This window comes from Streptomyces sp. NRRL S-455, from assembly GCF_000717875.1.
Classification (GTDB): domain Bacteria; phylum Actinomycetota; class Actinomycetes; order Streptomycetales; family Streptomycetaceae; genus Streptomyces.
The window spans coordinates 103,460-122,022 of record NZ_JOCT01000001.1; the positions used below are offsets into that span (position 1 = coordinate 103,460).

The 18,563-nt window shown below is 72.1% G+C and carries 15 protein-coding genes; 5 read left to right on the forward strand and 10 right to left on the reverse strand.

From position 1 onward, the window contains the following. Positions 1-20: 20 nt before the first annotated feature. The 7 genes from IE97_RS0100450 to IE97_RS0100480 all read right to left on the reverse strand — a co-directional run bounded on the left by IE97_RS0100450 (position 21) and on the right by IE97_RS0100480 (position 6,569). The gene (locus tag IE97_RS0100450) at positions 21-638 is read right to left on the reverse strand and encodes a hypothetical protein (RefSeq protein ID WP_037843824.1); all 618 of its coding nucleotides are present in this window, start codon (positions 636-638) and stop codon (positions 21-23) included. Beyond that, a complete protein-coding gene (locus tag IE97_RS0100455; protein ID WP_030147128.1) occupies positions 635-1,495 on the reverse strand; it encodes a carbohydrate ABC transporter permease in 861 nt (286 codons plus the stop codon). The genes IE97_RS0100450 and IE97_RS0100455 overlap by 4 nt, the downstream gene beginning before the upstream one ends. Continuing rightward, the gene (locus IE97_RS0100460; RefSeq protein ID WP_030147129.1) at positions 1,492-2,430 is read right to left on the reverse strand and encodes a carbohydrate ABC transporter permease; all 939 of its coding nucleotides are present in this window, start codon (positions 2,428-2,430) and stop codon (positions 1,492-1,494) included. The genes IE97_RS0100455 and IE97_RS0100460 overlap by 4 nt, the downstream gene beginning before the upstream one ends. Continuing rightward, positions 2,427-3,710, reverse strand: coding sequence for an ABC transporter substrate-binding protein (locus tag IE97_RS0100465; protein ID WP_030147130.1), 1,284 nt, complete (start codon positions 3,708-3,710; stop codon positions 2,427-2,429). The genes IE97_RS0100460 and IE97_RS0100465 overlap by 4 nt, the downstream gene beginning before the upstream one ends. Positions 3,711-3,772: 62 nt before the next feature. Further along, positions 3,773-4,537, reverse strand: coding sequence for a cupin (locus tag IE97_RS0100470; RefSeq protein WP_030147131.1), 765 nt, complete (start codon positions 4,535-4,537; stop codon positions 3,773-3,775). Beyond that, positions 4,531-5,457: a PmoA family protein gene (locus IE97_RS0100475; protein WP_030147132.1), complete on the reverse strand. Its 927-nt coding sequence runs from the start codon at positions 5,455-5,457 to the stop codon at positions 4,531-4,533. Before IE97_RS0100475 ends, IE97_RS0100470 begins: the two co-directional genes overlap by 7 nt. Next, the gene (locus IE97_RS0100480) at positions 5,454-6,569 is read right to left on the reverse strand and encodes a Gfo/Idh/MocA family protein (protein ID WP_030147133.1); all 1,116 of its coding nucleotides are present in this window, start codon (positions 6,567-6,569) and stop codon (positions 5,454-5,456) included. Before IE97_RS0100480 ends, IE97_RS0100475 begins: the two co-directional genes overlap by 4 nt. Before the next feature lie 339 nt (positions 6,570-6,908). Here IE97_RS0100480 and IE97_RS0100485 point away from each other — a divergent pair, with 339 nt between their 5' ends. After that, positions 6,909-8,462 (forward strand): alpha/beta hydrolase, encoded by a 1,554-nt coding sequence (locus IE97_RS0100485; RefSeq protein WP_030147134.1) that lies wholly within the window; start codon positions 6,909-6,911, stop codon positions 8,460-8,462. 386 nt (positions 8,463-8,848) lie between these two features. Continuing rightward, a complete protein-coding gene (locus IE97_RS0100490) occupies positions 8,849-11,308 on the forward strand; it encodes a SpoIIE family protein phosphatase (RefSeq protein ID WP_030147135.1) in 2,460 nt (819 codons plus the stop codon). 228 nt (positions 11,309-11,536) lie between these two features. Here the strand turns inward: IE97_RS0100490 and IE97_RS0100495 are convergent, their stop codons facing one another. Further along, positions 11,537-12,271: a response regulator gene (locus IE97_RS0100495; RefSeq protein WP_030147136.1), complete on the reverse strand. Its 735-nt coding sequence runs from the start codon at positions 12,269-12,271 to the stop codon at positions 11,537-11,539. Between the two features lie 252 nt (positions 12,272-12,523). Here IE97_RS0100495 and IE97_RS0100500 point away from each other — a divergent pair, with 252 nt between their 5' ends. The 3 genes from IE97_RS0100500 to IE97_RS0100510 are packed head-to-tail and all read left to right on the forward strand — an operon-like array spanning position 12,524 to position 15,538. Beyond that, on the forward strand, positions 12,524-13,507 hold the full coding sequence (locus IE97_RS0100500; RefSeq protein WP_030147137.1) for a Bug family tripartite tricarboxylate transporter substrate binding protein: 984 nt from the start codon (positions 12,524-12,526) through the stop codon (positions 13,505-13,507). Next, complete coding sequence (locus IE97_RS0100505) at positions 13,504-14,043, forward strand: tripartite tricarboxylate transporter TctB family protein (RefSeq protein ID WP_037835166.1); 540 nt, start codon at positions 13,504-13,506, stop codon at positions 14,041-14,043. Before IE97_RS0100500 ends, IE97_RS0100505 begins: the two co-directional genes overlap by 4 nt. Before the next feature lies 1 nt (position 14,044). Continuing rightward, positions 14,045-15,538 carry a tripartite tricarboxylate transporter permease gene (locus tag IE97_RS0100510; protein WP_030147139.1) on the forward strand — a complete coding sequence of 498 codons (1,494 nt, stop codon included), beginning with the start codon at positions 14,045-14,047 and terminating at the stop codon, positions 15,536-15,538. A gap of 5 nt (positions 15,539-15,543) precedes the next feature. Here IE97_RS0100510 and IE97_RS0100515 read toward each other — a convergent pair whose 3' ends face one another. Next, positions 15,544-17,484: a DUF2264 domain-containing protein gene (locus IE97_RS0100515; RefSeq protein WP_030147140.1), complete on the reverse strand. Its 1,941-nt coding sequence runs from the start codon at positions 17,482-17,484 to the stop codon at positions 15,544-15,546. Between the two features lie 22 nt (positions 17,485-17,506). Then, positions 17,507-18,562, reverse strand: a complete 1,056-nt coding sequence (locus IE97_RS0100520) for a LacI family DNA-binding transcriptional regulator (protein WP_037843852.1) — start codon at positions 18,560-18,562, stop codon at positions 17,507-17,509. Position 18,563: the final 1 nt, after the last annotated feature.

Consider the following 18,563-nt stretch of genomic DNA (forward strand, 5'->3'; position numbering starts at 1 on the left):
ACAACGTCGACGTGCGCCGGTCAGCCGCCGCTCGGCCGTTCCAGAGGAACGGCAGCCGACCGGCGCACATCGACAGCGGTGAGCGCCAGGGCCAGCGGCCCCGGGGCCAGGAAGGCCAGCGGCAGCAGCATCCAGGCGCACAACGCGGCCGTCGCCACGGCGAGCAGCACCAGCCCGCTGCCGCCCACGTCCGCCACGGCGTCCCGGGCCGCCCCGCGCACCGCCGCGGGCCAGTCGGTGAGCGACTCCGGCCGTGCGCAGGCCCGCAGCCCGACGACCGCCGCGCAGGCGGCGATGGCGGCGGCCGCCACCGCGAACAGTCGCGCCCCGGGCAGCCCCGCCCCGGCCAGCGCCAGGTCGGCGGCGAACAGCAGCAGACCCGCCAGGGCGACGGCGCCCGCCCGCAGGTCACCGGCCCGCAGGCGCCGACGCAGCAGGGCGAAGTACCGTCCGGCGGTGACGGGTTGGCCCTGCCCGGCCCCGCGCAGGACCGCGCACGCCGTGGACAGCGCGGCCGGTGCGGTCAGCAGGGGCAGGCACGCCACCGAGGTGGCCACGCCGACGCTCAGCACGTCGGCGAACAGGGTCATGCGCGGGCCGAACACCTCGCCCGCCTCACGAGCTCGCACCCCGCTCACCCCTTGACTCCGGAGCTGGCCATGCCCTCCACCAGGAAGCGCTGGAAGGCGAGGAAGAACAGCACGATCGGCAGCAGCGCGATCACCGACATCGCGAACATCGGGCCGAACGCCGACGTGCTGGAGGCGTCCACGAAGGAGCGCAGCGCGAGGGTCAGCGTGAACTTGTCCGGGTCGAAGAGGTAGATGAGCTGGGTGAAGAAGTCGTTCCAGGTCCAGATGAACGTGAAGATGGCGGTGGTGATCAGGGCCGGCCGGGTCAGCGGCAGCACGACCTTGAAGAAACTGCGGAAGGGGCCGCAGCCGTCGATGCGCGCGGCTTCCTCGAGTTCGCGGGGCAGTCCGCGCATGAACTGCACGATGAGGAAGACGAAGAACGCCTCGGTGGCGAGGAACTTCGGCAGGATCAGCGGCCAGTAGGTGTTCACCAGCCCGAGCTGGTTGAAGATGATGTACTGCGGGATCAGCACCGCGTGGTGCGGCAGCATGATCGTGGCGATCATGAAGGCGAACAGCGGCCCGCGCAGCCGGAACCTGAGGCGCGCGAAGGCGTACGCGGCGAGCGAGCAGCTGAGGACGTTGCCGACGACAGCCCCGCCGGCGATCAGCAGGGAGTTGCCGAGCAGCCGCCACACCGAGACGTCGTTGACGCCGTCCAGGGCGGTCTTGTAGTTCGACCACTCCAGATGGCTGGGCAGCAGGTCGAGGCTCGCGATGACCTCGTCGGCGGGCTTGAGCGAGGTCGCCAGCAGCCACGCCAGCGGGTACAGCATGACCAGCAGCGCGGCCAGGCAGCCGAGGTGGACGGCGACCCGCCCCCACCGGACGGGCTTGTGGGAAACGGCGGTCGAGGTCATCGGTCCCCCTCGGAGGCGTAGAAGACCCAGGAGCGGGAGGTGCGGAACAGCACCGCCGTGACCACACCGATCACGAGGAGCAGCACCCAGGCCATGGCGGAGGCGTAGCCCATGTGGGAGGCGACGAAGCCGCGGTCGTAGAGGTACATGGTGTAGACGAGGGTCGAGTCGGCCGGCCCGCCCTTGCCCGCGCTGACCGCGAAGGCGGGCGTGAACACCTGGAAGGCCTGGATGGTCTGCAGGACGAGGTTGAAGAACAGCACCGGGGACAGCATCGGCACGGTGACAGACAGGAACTGGCGCCATGTCCCGGCCCCGTCGACCGCCGCCGCCTCGTACAGCTCGGCGGGGATCTGCTGGAGTCCGGCGAGGAAGATGACCATCGGCGCGCCGAACTGCCACACCGTCAGCAGCGCCACCGCGAGCAGCGCCCAGCCGGGCCTGTTGACCCAGCCGCCGGTGCCGAACAGGTTGTCCACCGTGCCGCCGTCGTTGAAGACCGCCCGCCAGACGAGGGCGATGGACATCGACGCGCCGAGCAGCGAGGGCGCGTAGAAGGCGGAGCGGTAGAAGGCCTTGCCGCGCTTCATGCCCTTCAGGGCGAGCGCGACGACCAGGGCGAGGGCCAGTTGCAGGGGCACGGCGATGATGACGTACGTCACCGTCGTCACGACCGAGCGCCAGTAGCGGGGGTCCTCGGTGAACATCTGCGTGTAGTTGCGCAGGCCGACCCACTTCGGCGGGTTGAACAGGTCGTAGTCGGTGAACGACAGGTACAGCGACACGGCCATCGGCAGCAGGGTCAGGACGATCGCGCCGAGGACCCAGGGCGAGAGGAACACCCAGGCGGCGCCCTCGCGTTCGCGCCTGGGGCGGCGCTTCGGGGCGGTGGCCGTGACGCGTGTGGCCTCCGTGGGGATCGCGGTGGTGGTCATGACCTCAGCTCCGCCTTCGCCTCGGTGACGTAGTTCTCGGCCGCCTCCCGGGGCGACATGCGCGCGTAGGACACCTGGTCGTAGTCGCGCTGGAAGGTGCTCTGGAGGGCGTTGTCGCCCGACGGCGGTGCCTGGGGCGGGTCCTTGAGCTTGCCCTCCAGGGACGTCTGGAAGTCGGCGATGGTCTTGTCGAAGTCCTTGAGCTGCGGGCCGATCTCGTCGCGGACGGTCTCGTTGACGGGGATGCCGCGGCTCGCGCCGAGGATCCTCGCGGCCTGCCGGTCGTTGACCAGGAAGTCGACGAGCTGCGCCGCCTCCTTCGGATGGGCGGTGTTCGCGGAGACTCCGACGAACATGGACGGCTTGAAGTACTGGCCGGGTGTGCCGTCCTCGCCGGACGGCATGGGGGCGAGGGCGACGCCGGTCGGGACGAGGGCGAGGAAACCGCTCGCCGGGGCGTCCCAGTTGGCGTCGCTGACGGCCTTGCCGCGCCCCAGCGGGGTGTTCTCGACCGAGCCGTCGAGCTGGGTGGTCTCCTCGGCGGGCGAGACGGCGCCCTCACGGCGCAGTTTGTCGGTGAAGGTCCACCAGCGGGTGAGGTCGTCGGCGGTGAAGCCGAGCCCGCCGTCCTCGGTGTAGAGGGACTTGCCCTGGCCGCGCAGCCAGACCTCGAAGGCGTCCTCGCTCTGGCCGGGGTCGGTCGCCCCGGGTTTGCCGGTCTTCTCGGCCAGGGCGCGCATGGTGTCGGCCCACTGGCTCCAGGTCCAGCTCTTGCCGGGCAGCGGCACCCCCGACTTCTTCCAGGTCTCGACGTCGTAGGCGACGGTCTCGGTGCCGCGGCCCTGCGGGATCGCGTACTGGACGCCGTCCACGCGGCCGGTGCCGAGCAGCCCTCGGTCGATTGCGGAGGTGCGCAGTACGGACTTCTGCTTCGCCAGGTCGAGCAGCACACCACCGGTGGCGTACTGGTCGATCTGGCGGTAGTCCAGCTGCATCACGTCCGGCGCGTCACCGCCGGCGGCCTGGGTGGCGAGCTTCTGCTTGTAGGCGTCGTAGCCGGAGAACGACGTCGTGACGTCGACGTCCGGATGCTGTTTCTCGAACAGCGCGACGGCCCGCTCGGTGCGTTCCGCGCGGTCGGGGTTGCCCCACCACGTGTAGCGCAGCACGACCTTGCCGCCGCTGGCCGATTCCCCGGATCCTCCGCAGCCCGCCAGCACGGCACACAGTGCCAGTGCGGCGGCCGACGCGCAGAACCCCTTTGTCCTGTGTCCGGGCATGCCGAGGTCACCTCTCCCTTCCTCGGACTCTCTGTCGGCCCCCCTTCGGCCCCCCTGCTCTGTTACTCGCCCCGGTACGGCAGCGTCGTCCCGGGCAGGTTGTACTCGTCCCGCCGGCCGCACATGCCGAAGCCGCCGAGCCGGGTGGGTGCGGCCTCGTACGCCGTGGCCTCGTCGAGGTAGGCGGGCTCACCGTCGGCCAGTGCGTCGAGCTGGGCGCCGGTGCGTTCGGCGGTGGCCAGGGCGCCCGCCCGCCACAGGGCGCGCCAGGTGGGCACCTTGTCGCGCACGATCCGGGCGGCGGCCCGCTGGAACTCCCGGTACGGGCCGTTGTCGCCGGCGACGAGCGCCTCGCGCAGGGCGAGGTAGCCCTCCACCGCGAGGTCCCTGCGGCGCCGGGCGGCCGCGGCCGTCTCCGGGCCGGTGCCGGGCGGGAGGGCCGCGGCGGCCGCGTACTTCTCGGGGTCGGCCAGCACCTCGGGCGGGAAGGTGAAGACCGCGTCCCCGGCCTCCGGCAGACCGCTGTTCTGCATCAGCACGGTGATGCGCAGATCGCCGCCCTGCACCATGCGGTGCACGGTGCCCGGGGTGAACCAGGCGATGGAGCCGGGCTCCAGGGGGATGTCGCGGTAGCCGTCGGGGCTGAGTGTCTGGACCGCGCCCCGTCCGCCGGTGACGACGTACGCCTCCGTGCACACCAGGTGCAGATGCGGGCTGCCGCCGCAGACGCCGTCGGCGGCCTCCCAGTCGTAGGCGCTCAGATGGGACAGGCCGATCGCGCCCGGCAGCGGGTGCACAAGCCCCGCCGGTTTCGGTTCGTTCACCACGGCAGGCCCTCCAGGTACGTGCCGACCCGGTCGCGGTCCCAGGCGCCGTCGGCGATCACCAGCCGGTAGCGGTAGGCGAAGGACTCGCCCGGGGGCAGCTCGAACTCCTCGAAGAACGCCCAGGAGAACGCGACCGTCGGGAAGGGTTCGGAGCGGAGGAACCAGTGCGACTCATGGATCGCGGACGTCTCGTCGAGGTTCTCGGGCGCGTGCGCGAAGACGAGGGTGGAGTGGCCGTCGACGTCGTCGTGCTCGGTGGTGAAGGCGAGCCAGGGGCCCTGGGTGCCCATGAGCTTGCCCGCGTCGGCGTCGGTGTCCGGGGCGAAGACGGTGCCACCGGTGAAGTCGCGCGGGCCGCGCCACTGGAGTCCGGTGTAGCCGGCCATCTCACGGCCCGCGGTGGTCGGGGAACCGAAGGCCAGGGGTTCGGAACGGACGTTGGTGAGGCGGATCGACCAGTCCAGGGCCCAGGCGCCGGCCTGCTCGTCGACCGAGTGGACGGTCAGCCCCCGCACCTCGCGAGCCCACTCCTCGCCGCCGTTCTCGACCCAGGTGAGCTCCTCGGTGAAGGCGAGGCGGCCGTCCTCGACCGTGAGGTCCGGGAAGCCGTCGTGCCGCATCGAGCCGACGCGCTCGGGCAGGGGCAGATAGCCCTGACCGTGGACGTAGCAGTTGCCGCCCCAGAAGTTCTGGCCGGACAGATGACTCGCGGTCATCTGAAGGCCCTTGTGCCAGCGGTGGTCGTTCGGCCGGTAGCCGGTGACCGTGCGGCCGGACAGGGTGCGCACCGGGTGGGCGTACGGCTTGCGGGACTCGAACGGATCCGGGTCGGGGCGGTAGACGTAGCGGAGGATCTCCGTGCCGTTCGCCGCCGTGACGGCGATGTCCTCGCCGTGGGTGTGCGTGACTCGGATGCTCATGCGCGCTCCTTGGGGGCCCAGTCGGGGTACTCGCCGTGCATGGCCTCGTAGAAGGGGTCACCGGGGCCGATCTCCCCCGCCCGCACGGAGTGGCCGGTGAACGCCGCCTTGTAGAGGGCGGCGGCGAACTCGAGGGTGGCGCGGGCGTCCTGGCCGCTGCCCGGTGGCCGGGTGCCGGTGTCGTAGGCGTCGAGGAGTGCGCCCAGCTGGGCGGTGTGCGAGCTGGGCACGTCGTTCGCCGGGGTGCGCCAGGCGGTGGCACGTTCGGAGGCCACGTGCGGGGCCGGGGTGTAGACCCAGCTGTCGTTGGTGTGGCCGTACAGGTGGGTGAGTTCGACGGTGGCGTCCGCGCAGTCGACGCGGATGCGGCTCACCTCGTCCGGGGACAGCACGCTGTTGACCACGGTGGCGAGGGCACCGCTGCGGAAGCGGACGAGTGCGGTCGAGACGTCCTCGCTCTCGGTGTCGTGGACGAGCCGGGCCGCCATGGCCCGGATCTCCTCCCACTCGCCGAGCAGGTGCAGCAGCAGGTCGTACTGGTGGATGCCGTGCCCCATGGTGGGCCCGCCGCCCTCACTGGCCCACTTCCCGCGCCACGGCACCGCGTAGTACGCGGCGTCCCGGTGCCAGGTGGTCTGGCAGTGCGCGACCAGCGGGGCGCCCAGCTCGCCGCTGGTGATCAGCTCCCGGGCGTGCACGGCGCCGGAGCCGTAGCGGTGCTGGAAGACGACCGAGGCGTAGGCGCCGGAGGCCTCCTCGGCGGCGGCGATCTCGTCGTACTCGGCGAGGGACAGCGTGAGCGGCTTCTCGCACAGCACCCAGGCACCCGCCTTGAGCGCGGCCACCGTCTGGTCCCGGTGCAGGGAGGGCGGCGTCCCGATGAGGACCAGGTCGGGGCGTACGGCGTCCAGCATCGCGTCCACCGACGTGTACCCGGCGACCCGGCCGCCGGCCAGCTCGCGGAACGCGTCGAGTCGCTCCTGGTCCACGTCGACCGCGGCCACCAGCTCCAGCCGGTCGGAGTGGGCCCGCAAGGCGGGCAGGTGGCTGCCGCTGACGATGGCTCCGGTGCCGACGACGGCCACGCGGCGGCGGGCGGGGGACAAGGACATGCGGCGCTCCTCGGACGGCCGGCGGACTCACGCTTGGAAAGCGCTTGCACTCGGAAGGTGACCCTAGGCGCGAGCGAATGTCTGGACAACCCCCCTGCAGCGACCTGCACAAGCTCCGCCCGAGCGTTCGCCCAGCTTGGGGCTGAGTTTCCGTTTGTTGCCACCGCCACGGAAACGGCGTTCCCCCGGCTCCTCACGGGGGCTGGCCCCACCACGAACCGGCTGCCAGCCGGAGTGATCAGGCGGCGCCCCGTCCCTACCGTTCAGTCACACAGCACCCTCTCCAACATCTCCCCGCCAGACGACGGAGGGGATATCGGTGACAGAAAGGACCCCCACGTGTTATCCCGCTTCCCGGGAACCTCGAGAAGAGCGGCCCTCGCGCTGACGGCCGCGGCTCTCACCCTCACGGCACTTCCCGCCACGGCCCGCGCGGCCGAGGCGACCGCCGATCCTCTCGCCCGCTTCCACCAGCAGCGCCTCATCTGGAAGAGCTGCCTGCTCGGCCCGGACGACACGACGGGCGAGGAACTGGAACAGGCGGGCGCCCGCTGCGCCGACGTCACCGTACCGCTGGACTACTCGCGTCCCGGCGGCCGCACGATCACCGTGGCGATCTCCAGGATCCGCGCCACCGACACCGGCCGCCGCATCAGCCCGCTGCTCCTCAACGGCGGCGGTCCCGGCGGGCCGACGCTGGGCGACGCGCCGTGGGTGCGCGAGGCGATGAAGGACGTCGCCGCACGGTACGACGTGGTCGGCGTGGATCCCCGCTTCGTCGGCCGCAGCACTCCGCTGGACTGCCGCTGGCCGACCGGCTCGGCGTGGCGCGGGGCGGGCGGAGACCGGGCCGGATTCGACCGTACGGCCGCGTTGTCGAAGGACCTCGCCCGGCGCTGTCGCACCCACGCGGGCGCCGTGCTCCCCCACGCCACGACCCGCAACACGGCGCGCGACATGGACGTCGTCCGGGCCGCGCTGGGCGAGCGGCGGATCTCCTATCTGGGCTACTCGTACGGCAGTTACCTCGGCGAGGTGTACACCTCGATGTTCCCCGGCCGCACCGACCGGGTCGTCCTCGACGGTGTCATCGACCCGGACCGCTACAGCGCCCGGCTGTGGCGGGGCGTCGAAGGGGCCAACCGCCAGGCCCTGAAGAGGTGGGCCTCCTGGGCCGCCGCTCGGGACGCGACGTATGGTCTGGGCCGTACGCGGGACCGGGTGCTGGCCACCATCGAGCGCGTCCGGGTGGCCGCCGCCCGCACCCCGCTGCGGCTCGGCGGCCACCGGCTGGACGAGCACGTGATGCCGATCGTCGTCCTCAACGGCCTCTCCCAGCACGACGACGCCACCTTCGGGAACTTCGCGCAGGGCGTACGGGACATGCTCCGGGCGGCGCGGGGCCACCACGTCCCGCCGTCCCCGTGGCTGGCCGGAGTGCTCGACTTCGTCCTCACGGGCGCGAAGTCTCCCTACGGCAGCGCGCAGACGGCGATCGTGTGCGGTGACAACGCCGCTCCGCGTGACCCGGAGGTCTACTGGCGCGACGTCCAGCGGGCCCGCGACCAGGACCCCCTGTTCGGGCCCGTGACCGCCAACATCAACCCGTGCGCGTACTGGGACCGGCCTCGCGAGCGTCCGACCACGGTCCGGGACGACCTGCCGGCGCTCCTGGTCAACGCCACCGGCGACCCGCGCACCTACTACGACGGCGCCGTGGCGGTGCGCGGCAAGTGGCCCTCCTCGCGCCTGGTCACCGTGCGCGGCGCCGACCAGCACGGGGTGTACGGCAGCTTCGGTCTGCCCTGTGTCGACGACGCGGTCAACGCGTACCTCGCCACGGGCCGACTGCCGGCACGGGACATCGACTGCGCGGCACCCGCGGTCCGGTAAGGAGCTGTACTGACGGCGTACGGGGTGTGCATGCGACGTGTCGGCAGCGAAAGGCTCTGTGGGACCGGCCCCAGCCCCGACGCGCCGGGCGGACAAGAAGATCGCCGCTCGGCGCCCGGCCACCTCTTCGTCCTCGTCGTAGGGGCCGGCCTGGCCTCGACTCCTGCCGGCCATCCCGGCGGCTGGCTCATCCGTCCAGCCCACCGTTCGTGGCCCAGCAGCAGGCCAGGCCGTACCCGCGCCGCCGACCCGGCTGCGCTCGGACATACCCGGAGTCCGGCGGCCGTCAGGGGGAGAACCGTGCGCGGGCCCTTGCGCCGCCCTGTGCCCGGAGCGTGCGCATCAGGACCCGAGCGGGAACATACTTGCGTGTAGAGGTGAGACCCATGGCGCCTGTGCGAGATGGATTCGGCACGCCTCCGCCCGAAGGACCGCGTGATCTCCTCGACGCGGCCGACGACGCGGTCGCGCTGGTGTCCGCATCCGGCAAGGTGATCGGCTGGACGCGGGGCGCCGAAACACTCCTCGGCCGCACCAGTGCGCAGGTGGTCGGGCGGCCCGCCGCGAACCTGCTGGCCATGCCCGGGGACCCGGTCCGTGTGGCCCGTATCGCGGAGCGGTGCCGCGCGGGAATGGGCTGGAGCGGTCGGGTCGCCCTGTGGCGCGACGGCGACCCCCTCGAGGTCGGCCTGCGCGTGTCCGGGTCCTTTCACGTCGGCGAGGACGAGTGCTTTCTGATCTCGGCACGGGAGGAGCGGCAGCAGTGGACCATGGGCCAGTCCGTCCTCGACGGCTTCCTGACCCGCTCACCCGTCGGCATGGCCGTGATGGATCTGGAGCTGCGCTACGTCTGGCTGAACGACACCCTGGAGCGATTCGGCGGCGTACCACGTGAGCAGCGGCTGGGGCGACGTCTGAGCGAGCTGCTGCCGGGGCTGCAGGGGGAGACCCTCGAGGGCGTGATGCGCAAAGTGCTCACGACCGGCGTGCCGGTCACCGACTACGAGTACATGGGATGGAGCTGGGCGGACCCGCACCGTCAGCACGCCTACTCCACCTCGTTCTTCCCGTTGGTGGATGTCGGCAACTCCGTCACCGGGCTGTGCTACATGGTCATGGACGTCACCGAGCGCTGGAACGCCCGCCAGCTGCTGTCGCTGGTCAGCGAGGCCGGAACCGGCATCGGCAGCACGCTGGACGTGATGCGCACGGCGCAGGAACTCGCCGACTTCGCGGTTCCCCGCTTCGCCGACTTCGTCATCGTCGACCTTCTCGAGCCGGTCCTGAGCGGTGAGGGCCAGGGGGCCTGGCTGCCCGACGCCGGGCCGGCGCCGGCCCGGCCGGTGATGCGCCGGGCCGGAATGAGTTCCGTGCGGCCGGGCTGCCCGGAGGCCGTGGCACAGATAGGGGACAAGGTCGACTTCGTTCCCCCGCCGCACGACGCGAACCTGCTCGTCGACGGTGAATCGATCTTCATACCCGTTCTCGACCCGAGCGATCCGCTGTGGATCACCGAGCAGCCGGCCAGGGTCGCCAGCATCCGCGAGTTCGGCCTGCACTCCCTCATCTCCGTGCCGATGCGGGCGCGCAACACCGTCCTCGGTCTCGCCACGTTCACGCGATCGCTGAACCCCACCTCGTTCCAGCAGGACGACGTGCTGCTGGCCCGGGAGCTGGTGGCGCGGGCCGCGCTGTGCGTCGACAACGCCCGCCGCTACACACGGGAACACACCGCGGCGGTCACGCTGCAGCGCAGCCTGCTGCCGCACGCCCTGACGGGCGGAACAGCGCTGGAGGTGGTCTCCCACTACCTGCCGGCGGACGCGTCGGACGGGGTCGGCGGGGACTGGTTCGACGTGATCCCGCTGTCCGGCGGCCGGGTGGGCCTGGTCGTCGGAGACGTGGTCGGCCACGGCATCGCCGCGGCGGCGACGATGGGCCGGCTGCGCACCGCCGTCCAGACCCTTGCCGACATGGACTTGCCGCCCGATGAGCTGCTGGCTCATCTCGATGATCTGGTGCTCCGGCTGAGCGAGGAGCCGACCACCGGCCAGACCGCCGACCAGACCGTCACGGCCTTCCTCGGAGCGACCTGTCTCTACGCCGTCTACGACCCGGTCACACAGCGGTGCACGCTGGCCCGGGCCGGCCACCCGCCCCCCGTCGTCGTCACTCCGGACCGGCACGTCTCCTTCCCGGAGCTGCCCGCCGGGCCTCCGCTCGGACTGGGCGGCATGGCCTTCGAGGCCACCGAGATCGAGCTCCCCGAGAACAGCGTCTTCGGCCTCTACACCGACGGCCTCGTCGAGGGGACCGACCGCGACATCGAGCGCGGCATGTCCCGTCTCGGGTACCTGCTGTGCTCCCCCGACTCCGACCTGGAATCGCTGTGCGCGGACGTGGTGCGCCGGCTCGTTCCGGCGCCGCAACCAGACGACGTGGCCCTCCTGCTCGCCCGCACCCACGCCCTGGGCCCCGGTCAGGTCGCCTCCTGGGACGTGCCGCTGGACCCGGCCGCCGTCGGTGACATCCGGGCCGGAGCGATGCGGCAGGTCGAGGCTTGGAACTGTCCGGAACTGGTTATGACGACGGAGCTCATCGTGAGCAAGCTCGTCACCAACGCGATCCGCTACGCCTCGGGCCCCGTACGCCTGCGACTGCTCCGTGACGCCCGTCTGACCTGCGAGGTCGCCGACGGCAGCAGTACGGCTCCTCGTCTGCGGCATGCCCGCAGCACGGACGAGGGCGGCCGCGGACTCTTCCTCGTGGCCCAGATCTCCCATCGCTGGGGTGTTCGGTACACGCACGGAGGAAAGATCATCTGGGCGGAGCAGGAGATCCCGTGACTGACACGGTCTCAGTTCCGCGTGGACTGCCCGAGCAGAATGGGCTTTAAGGTCTTCAATGAGCGCAACTGTTCAGCCGCGGTGGTGCGACGGAAGCATGGGAGCGACGCCTGGACGCACCCGCCCGATGTCCCGGACAGCGCCGGGGCGGGTGAGTCCAGGCCTCCCCGTCGCCTGGGTGCGACGGGGAGGAGAGTGACCGTCGGTCGCCGGGGCCCGCGAGCGCCTTCAGACGCGAGCATGGCCGTTCGGGCGCAGTGAGCTGGGCAGATCGCGGAAGCGGTACCGGCGCTCGGGTCTGCCCGCCACCCCGTAGCGCAGGGACACCTCCGCGCGCCCGACGGTCTGGAAGTGTTCCAGGTAGCGGCGGGCGCTCACGCGGGAGACGCCGGTCAGGGCGGCGCACTCGCTGGCGGACAGGGTGCCGTCCGCGTCCCGCAGGGCCCGTTCGACCAGCTCGGCGGTCTCCACGCTCATGCCCTTGGGCAGCGCGGGGGCGGTCGCGCCGGTCCCCGCCGCTCCGGCCAGTACGCGGTCGACGTCGGCCTGGCTGCGCACGACCGTGCCGAGGAGCCGGCCGCGCCGGTCGGCGTAGCGCTCGAGCCGGACACGCAGTTCCCCGGCCTCGAACGGCTTGAGGAGGTAGTCGACGACCCCGTGCCGGACGGCCCCGCGGACCGTCCCGGCCTCCCGGGCGGCGCTGACGACCATGACGTCGCAGTCGTGTCCGGCGGTGCGCAGCCGGGGAATGACGTCCAGGCCGAAGAGGTCCGGCAGGTGGAGGTCGAGGAGAACAAGGTCGGGGCGCAGGGCGTCGACCGCGGCGACGGCCTCCTCACCGGTGCCGGCGACGCCGACGACGCGGAACGGCTCGACGCGCTCGACGAAGGCACGGTGGACCTTGGCCACCATGAAATCGTCGTCGACCACGAGGACATCGATCGTGCCGGGCTCGCTGGTCATCGTGCCGCTCCTTCCGCGCCTGGGCCGCCCATCATGGCGCCCACCTGCGGCGGGGGAAAGACACGTGCAGGTGACGGGTCACACGCGCGTCGCCGCGCTCGCGTGGCCACGGCGACCGCAAAGACCAAAACCTCCGTTGGTTCCGCAAGAGAGACAGGTCGTCGGCGTCCGGTGCAGCATGTGGCCCACATCACCCTCCCCCACAGGGCTCTTACCTACCCGCATCGAACGTACCGACAGGTGGTGGCACTCGTGCGCCTGCGCACTCCCCTCGCCCTGCTCGGGGCCGCCGTGCTCGTGCTCGTCGGACCGCCGCTGCTGACCACCGGCAGCGGCTCCGAGACCGGCACACAGATCCCGGGCCTGCGTTTCATGGTCCCCAACACGCCCGGCGGCGGCTACGACATCACGGCCCGCACGGCCGCGAAGAACGCCGAGGACGCCGGACTGACCCACAACATCGAGGTGTTCAACCTGCCCGGCGCCGGTGGCACGGTCGGCCTGAGCCGGCTGGTGAGCGAGCACGGCAACGGCAAGCTCGCCATGTCCATGGGCCTCGGGGTGGTGGGCGCCGTCCGTTCCAACGACGCGCCGAGGACGCTCGGCGACACCACGCCGATCGCCCGGCTCACCGAGGAGCAGGACGTGGTGGTGGTCGCGAAGGACTCCCCGTACAAGACGATCGACGATCTGATCGGCGCCTGGAAGGAGAACCCGGGCAAGCTCCCGGTGGGCGGCGGCTCGTCGCCCGGCGGACCCGACCACCTCGCGCCGATGCTGATGGCACGGGCCGCCGGGATCTCACCGAAGCAGGTCAACTACATCCCCTTCGACGGCGGCGGTGAGCTGCTCGCCTCCATCCTCGGAAACAAGGTCGCCTTCGGTGTCTCCGGCGTCGGCGAGTACCTGGACCAGATCAAGGCGGGTGAGCTGCGTCTGCTCGCGGTCACCGGCCCTGAGCGCGTCGAGGGGCTGGACGCGCCCACGCTGCAGGAGGCGGGGTACGACGTGAACTTCACCAACTGGCGCGGCATCGTCGCCCCGCCCGGCCTGAACGACGGCGAACGGGACAAGCTCGTGCGGCTGATCGAGAAGCTGCACGACTCGGACGAGTGGCGGAAGTCCCTGGAGCAGAACGGCTGGGACGACGCCTTCCTCACGGGCGACAAGTTCGGCGCGTTCCTCGACGCCGAGGACAAGCGTGTGGTTTCGGTGCTGAAGGAGCTGGGACTGTGACGACGCAGACCACCGACATTCCCCCCACGGAGCGCGGCGAACGGCGCTCGTGGCTGCGGGAGCACTCCGAACTCGGCGTGTGCGCGCTGCTGCTGGTGCTGGGCGTGCTCGTGCTGACCGACGCGCTCACCATGGACGTCGACATCGCCCAGCGCGGCCCGGTCGGCCCGAAGACCGTGCCGATCGTGGTCGGCGCCGGCCTGCTGGTGATCGCCGCCCTGCTCGCCGTGGACGTGCTGCGCGGCGGCCGGGGCCAGGCCGAGACCGGCGAGGACGTCGACCTGTCGGAACCCGCCGACTGGCGCACGGTGCTGCTGCTCGCCGGGGTGTTCCTCGGCACGGCCGTCCTGATCGAGCCGCTCGGCTTCCCCGTCGCCGGGGCGCTGTTGTTCTGGGGCGCGGCGTTCGCGCTCGGCAGCCGCAGGATCGACCGTGATCCGCTGATCGCGGCCGGCCTGTCCCTCGTGACCTACGTCGTCTTCAACAACCTGCTCGGAGTGCCCCTGCCCGGCGGTCCGCTGATGGGAGTGCTGTGACATGGATGCCTTCAACTCCCTTCTGGACGGCTTCGGTACGGCCCTCACACCGATCAACCTCCTGTGGGCCGTGATCGGTGTGCTGCTGGGCACGGCGATCGGCGTACTGCCGGGCATCGGCCCGGCCATGGCGGTCGCGCTGCTGCTGCCGGTGACGTACGGGCTCGACCCGATCGGCGCGTTCATCATGTTCGCCGGCATCTACTACGGCGCGATGTTCGGCGGTTCGACCACGTCCATCCTGCTCAACACGCCCGGTGAGAGCGCGGCGGTGGTGGCGGCCATGGAGGGCAACCCCATGGCCAAGTCGGGCCGCGGCGCGCAGGCCCTCGCGGCTGCCGCTGTCGGGCACTTCGCGGGCGGCCTGATCGGCACGCTCCTGCTGGTCGCGCTCGCGCCGACGGTCGCCAAGCTGGCCGTGGACATCGGCGCGCCGGACTACTTCGCCATCATGGTGCTGGCGTTCATCGCGGTGACGTCGGTGCTCGGCTCGTCCCGCATCCGTGGCCTCGCCTCCCTGCTCATCGGCCTCACCCTCGGCTTGGTGGGCCTGGACCAGATGACCGGCCAGCAGCGCCTGACGTTCGGCTCGCTCCAACTCGCCGACGGCATCGACGTCGTCATCGTCGCGGTCGGTCTCTTCGCGATCGGCGAGGCCCTGTGGGTCGCGGCGCACCTGAGGCGCAGGCCGCCCGAGCCGATCCCCGTCGGGCGTCCGTGGCTGGGGCGCGGGGATGTGAACCGGACGTGGAAGTCGTGGCTGCGCGGCCCGTTCATCGGTTTCCCGTTCGGCGCGATCCCGGCGGGCGGCGCGGAGATCCCGACGTTCCTGTCGTACGTGACGGAGAAGCGCCTGTCCAAGCACAAGGACGAGTGGGGCAAGGGAGCCATCGAGGGTGTCGCGGGCCCTGAGTCGGCGGCGTCGGCCTCGGCGGCGGGCACGCTGGTGTCGATGCTGACCCTGGGCCTGCCGACCACGGCGGTCGCGGCCGTCATGCTGGCCGCCTTCCAGCAGTACGGCATCCAGCCCGGCCCGCTGCTCTTCGAGCGCGAACCGGACCTGGTGTGGGGCCTGATCGCCTCGCTGTTCGTCGGCATGGTGCTGCTGCTCGCGCTCAACCTGCCGCTGGCGCCGGTGTGGGCGAAGCTGCTGCGCATCCCGCGGCCGTACCTGTACGCCGGGATCATGTTCTTCGCCGCGGTCGGCGCGTACGCCGTCGGCGGCGAGGTCATCGACCTGGTGATCCTGCTGATCATCGGTCTGATCGGCTTCGGTATGCGCCGCTACGGCCTGCCGGTGCTGCCCGCCGTCATCGGTGTGATCCTCGGCCCGAACGCCGAACAGCAGCTGCGGCGCGCTCTCCAGATCAGCGACGGCAGCGTGACCGGCCTGTTCAACACGCCGTTCGCGGTGACGGTGTACGCCGTGATCGTGGTGCTGCTGGCCTGGCCGCTGCTGAAGAAGGCGGTGACGAGGAGCCGCGCCGAGGCCTGATCCGGTCATCGCGGCACCCGTTCCCGGGTGCCGTCCGGGAAGCGGATCTCCACCTCCCCGGCCTCGGCGACCCGCACGCGCGTTCCTGAACATCGCGCGTGCGGGTCGCCGTTGTTCACGTCCGGGTCGGCGCTCAGCACGACGAGGGTCACCAGGAGGCGGGTGCAGCCCGGGTGGGCGGGCAGGGTGAGGTACGGGGTCGCCGAGTGGTGTCCGTGGGCGTTGGTGCCGACCGCGTGTGCCACCGCCGCCCCGGCGTCCTGCCACCCGTACAGGCCGACGATCGTGCTGGTCAGCCCGTCCGCGCGCCGGGCCAGCGCCCAGCCGGGGCCGGTCCGGGCGGCCGGAGGCGCAGCGTCGTCGGCGACGGCCCAGCCGCCCTCCCGCACGGGTGTGCCGGGCGGCGCGTCGACCCGGTGCACCCGGACCTCCCAGGGGCCGTGCACGACGCTGACCGTCTCGATGCGATGGCCTTCACCACCGCCCGGAAGCACGGCCCGGTGCCAGGAGGCGGCGTGAGCGCCCTCGACACCGAGCGGATGGATACGGCCGCGCGGGCTCGGCGAGCCGTCGGGGGCGAGCAGGGCGATGTGGTTGTCGGGGGCCCGGTCCGCCGGTGTCCCGGGCGCCGTCGCGCTGGAGTAGGCGAACCGGGCGTAGTGCGGGCTGTCCTCCGACTGTGCCGGCGGGGGCGGGAGGCGGTCGCTGCCGTGGTTGACGAGCCGTACGATCCCGTCGGCAGCGGTGGAGTGCAGCAGCCAGCCCGGAGCCGGTAACGCGATGCGTGCGTCGCCCGTCTCGACGGGGCCGGGTTCCTCGGGCGCGGTCCACACGGGATGGTCTGCGGGCAGGAGCAGGCCGAGGAAGGCCTTGCTCGCCCAGTACGGTGAGGCAGGGCCCGAGTACCGCTGGGTGACGGGGAGGAAGGGCCCGTACCAGCCCAGCGTGAGCAGTCCCCGTGCGTCGGGCACACCGCGCTCGGCGAAGTGCTTCAGTGCGCCGGAGGCGAGGCGGCGGGTACGGCCGGGCGGCAGGGGCGTGGTGTCGGCGAGGGCTCCGGCCCACAGCGGTGCGGTGGTCGCGAACCGGTAGGTGAGAGAACGCCCTTGGTGGACCGGGGCCCCGTCGGCGCCGAAGAAGTGCTGGTGGTCGTGGAGGAAGCGGCGCAGTCGCGCTCGGTGCTCCGCCACCCGCCCCGGATCGGCGCGCGGCCCCGCGATACGGGCCCACAGCACCGGATACAGGTGCAGCGCCCAGGCGTTGTAGTAGTCGAATTTGCGGCCGTCGCCGTCGGTGTACCAGCCGTCGCCCCGGTACCAGTCCTCCAGGCGTGCGAGACCGGCGTCGATCTCGGCGCGCCTGTGCGGGGCGCCCACCGAGGCGAGGAACTCCTCGGTGATGACCTGGAACAGCCGCCAGTTGGAGTCATTGACCACCGCGCCGACGAAACCGCCCAGCCAGTCCGCGACCCGCTGCCGTACGCGGTCGTCGAGCCGGTCCCAGATCCAGGGGCGGGTCTCGTGCAGGGCGATCGCGACGGACGCGGCCTCGACCATGGGCTGGGACCGGTCGGTGATGGGCGGCCAGTGGTCGGGACTGCGCGGGTCGGTGCCGGACGTGAGGCCGGCCGCGTACCGCTCGATCAGGCCGGGCCCCGCCTGCCCGCCCGAGCCGGCGATGCGGAACGCGGCAAGCAGGAAGGAGCGGGCGAAACCCTCCAGGCCGTCCGACCAGGGCCCGGAGTGGCTGGGCGGGCCGGGGAGCCGGTACTGGGCCAGGCCCAGGGAGGCGTAGGGCGTCAGGGCGTCAAGGAGGCGGTCGGCGATCGCCTCCCAGTGCGCTCGGGTCCAGCCGGTGAACGGCGAGGTGAGGGGGTCGGGCGGGGGGAGGTGGGGCAGGTTGGGGAGATGCGTCGGGTCGGGGAGCGACACGTGCGGCGCGCTCATACGGGTGCGGTTCCTCCGTTGGTCACAGGGCGCGCCCGGGCGGGGGCGCGCCGACGCTGTCGCGGACGACGATGTGGGTGCCGAGCAGGTGGTGGGCCCCGGCCGCGTGCTCGGGGTCGCGCAGCGCGATGCGGACGGCGGCGCGGCCGAGTTCCTCCGCGGGGGTGCGGACGGTGGTGAGGGGCGGGTTGAAGTCCTCGGCGAGCGGGATGTCGTTGTAGCCGACGACGGAGATGTCCCCGGGGACGCTCAGTCCAGCGTCGGCGATCGCGCGCAGGGCCCCGGCGGCGACCATGTCGTCCCCGGCGAAGACGGCCGTGAACTCCGTTGTCGACTTCAGGAGTTCGGTCATCGCGCGATGGCCGGCGGCCCGGCCGAGTCCGCAGTCGACGACGTGTGCGGCCTCGGGCGGCAGTCCGTGCTCGGCGAGGGCGGCCCGGTAGCCGGCGACGCGGGCGTCGAGGGCGGTGTTGCCGGGCAGTCCGCCGAGAAAGACGATCCGGCGGTGCCCGGCCGACAGCAGGTGGGCGGTGACGGCGCGGGCCCCGGCCTCGTTGTCGAACTCGACGACCAGTGCGGGGATCTCCGGGCCGGGCGCGGGCCTGCCGCAGAGCACGAGCCGTGCCCCGGAGGAGTCCAGGGCGTGTGCGTAGTGGGCGACACGCTCGCGGTAGTCGTCGTCCTCGACGACCCCGCCGACCAGGATCACCAGCCGGGCGCCCTCCTCCCGCATGAGCTGTACGAACTCCATCTCGCGCTGGGCGTCCCCGCCCGTGGCGCCGACCACGCAGAGCCAGCCGCGGTCGGCGGCCTCCGCCTCCACGCCCTCGGCGACCTGGGCGTAGAAGGGGCTGGTGACCTGACGGACCACCACGGCCGCCATCTTGCGGCCACCGCCGACCAGGGCGCGGGCGTGCGCGTTGGCCACGTAGTCGAGGTCACGGGCCGCACGCAGCACCCTGGCCCGGGTCGCCGGGGGGACGGGGTGATTGCCGCTGAGCGCTCGGGAGGCCGTGGCTGTGGACACACCCGCCCGCTCGGCGACCTCGCGGATCGTGACCCGCCGCTTGGACCCCATG